The sequence below is a fragment of the Thermovirga sp. genome, from assembly GCA_012523215.1.
Taxonomy (GTDB): Bacteria; Synergistota; Synergistia; order Synergistales; family Thermovirgaceae; genus 58-81.
Genome location: JAAYIZ010000311.1, coordinates 1 through 1720 on the forward strand (window position 1 = coordinate 1; position 1720 = coordinate 1720).

1 protein-coding gene is annotated in these 1720 nt (G+C 57.8%); it reads right to left on the reverse strand.

Annotation, left to right across the window (positions count from 1 at the left end):
* Positions 1-18 precede the first annotated feature (18 nt).
* Positions 19-1521, reverse strand: a complete 1503-nt coding sequence (locus GX108_08350; GenBank protein ID NLO57032.1) for a DUF1538 domain-containing protein — start codon at positions 1519-1521, stop codon at positions 19-21.
* Between the last annotated feature and the right edge of the window lie 199 nt (positions 1522-1720).

The following is a 1720-nucleotide window of genomic DNA, read 5'->3' on the forward strand; positions in this document are numbered from 1 at the left end:
CATAGTTCTCTCGGCCCATCATGAATCCTCCTCCCTGTCGATTCGTTCCATCCTCTTTTTTTCGGCCTCTTTTTCCTTGCGCCTGAACATTAACCCGAGCACCTGGATCGTAATCAGGGGCACCATGGCTATCATGGCTACCACCCCGAAACCATCCAGCATGGGGTCGCCCCCCGAGGAAGCGGAAGCTCCAAGAGTGAAAGCCAGGACGAAGGTGGACGACATAGGCCCCGAGGCCACGCCTCCCGAATCGAAGGCTATCGCGGTGAACATAGGCGGACAGAAGAGAGTAAGCACGAGGGCGATCGTGTAACCCGGAATAAGAAACCACCAGATGCTTAATCCCGTAAGGACCCTGTACATCGCAAGAGCCACGGCAACCGCCACTCCCATGGAAAAGGCGATAAGCATAAAACGCCTTTTAATACGCCCCCCCGAGACCATCTCTATCTGGTCGTTCAGGACCCAGACAGCTGGCTCGGCAAGGACCACCACGGCCCCCAGGACGAACCCGATGGGAACGAGGACCCAATTGAAGGGAGAGGAACCGATCATCCCCCCGATGACCGACCCGGCCGGAAGGAAGCCGCCTTTCACCCCTGCCAGGAAGATTACCAGCCCCACGAAAGTATACACGAGGCCCTTGATCACTCTCACCACCTGGTTCCTGTTCATTCGGAGCAGCGTTACCTGGAAGACGAAGAGGAAAAGGGCGATCGGCGCCAGGGCCAGGAAGGCTTCTCGGGCGGTCTCGGGAAGCACACCCAGAAAGGCGGAGGCCAGGGAAATCGACGCTTCCATCGCGGGCTCCCCCGTCGATGATGCGGCTTGTCCCCCTCCCTCGAAGATGCCCATGGCAAGAACCGCCATTATGGGCCCAATGGAAGCCAGGCCCACGAGCCCGAAACTATCGCTCTCAGACTCCTTGGCGCCGCGGACAGCGGCAATACCCACGCCAAGGGCGATAGTAAAGGGCACCGTCATGGGACCCGTAGTGGCTCCGCCGGCATCAAAGGCGATCCCCAGGTACCGCGGGGCGGAAAAGTAGGCCAGGCAGAACACCAAGAGGTAGGAACCTATCACCAGGAAATGATAGGGCGTCCTCAGGAGGATCCTGCCCATACCCATGGATACGAAAAAACCCACACCTATCCCGATCATAGAGATCAGGATGGTTTTCGAGATCGTGGGTGTAAACCAGCCGACCTGTGCCACGAGGACCCTGACGTCCGGCTCGGCGAGGGTGATAAAAAAGCCCATGAGGAAACCGGAGAGGACGATGAGCAGGACGCTCCTTTTATGCACGAGGGCGGCGCCTATGCGGTGTCCCATGGGAAGAATCCCCACATCGGTACCATGCAGGAAAGTGCCCAAACCAACTATTATGAGCAGTCCCCCGATGAGAAACCTCGTCAGCAGGGGGACGCCTATTGGCGCCAGCGTGGGGTAAAATACAAGTACCAGGAGCATGATGGGGATGACGGATATGCCTGTCTCCTTGAGCTTTTGAAGCAGGTCCATTGGCGGGATCTCCTTCACCGGATGTCGCCGGGCGGGCGCCCGACATTTTTCGCACACCTGCAAGGATAACTCAAGGGAGATAGGTCTTCCACCTTTTTTACGGACCAAAAAGTGCGGTTCACTGAAAGGAGCAGGATCGAAGTGGCAGTTTTCGCGCAAAGGATGAAGGCAATGGAAGGGACGGCGGCCATCATCAGGG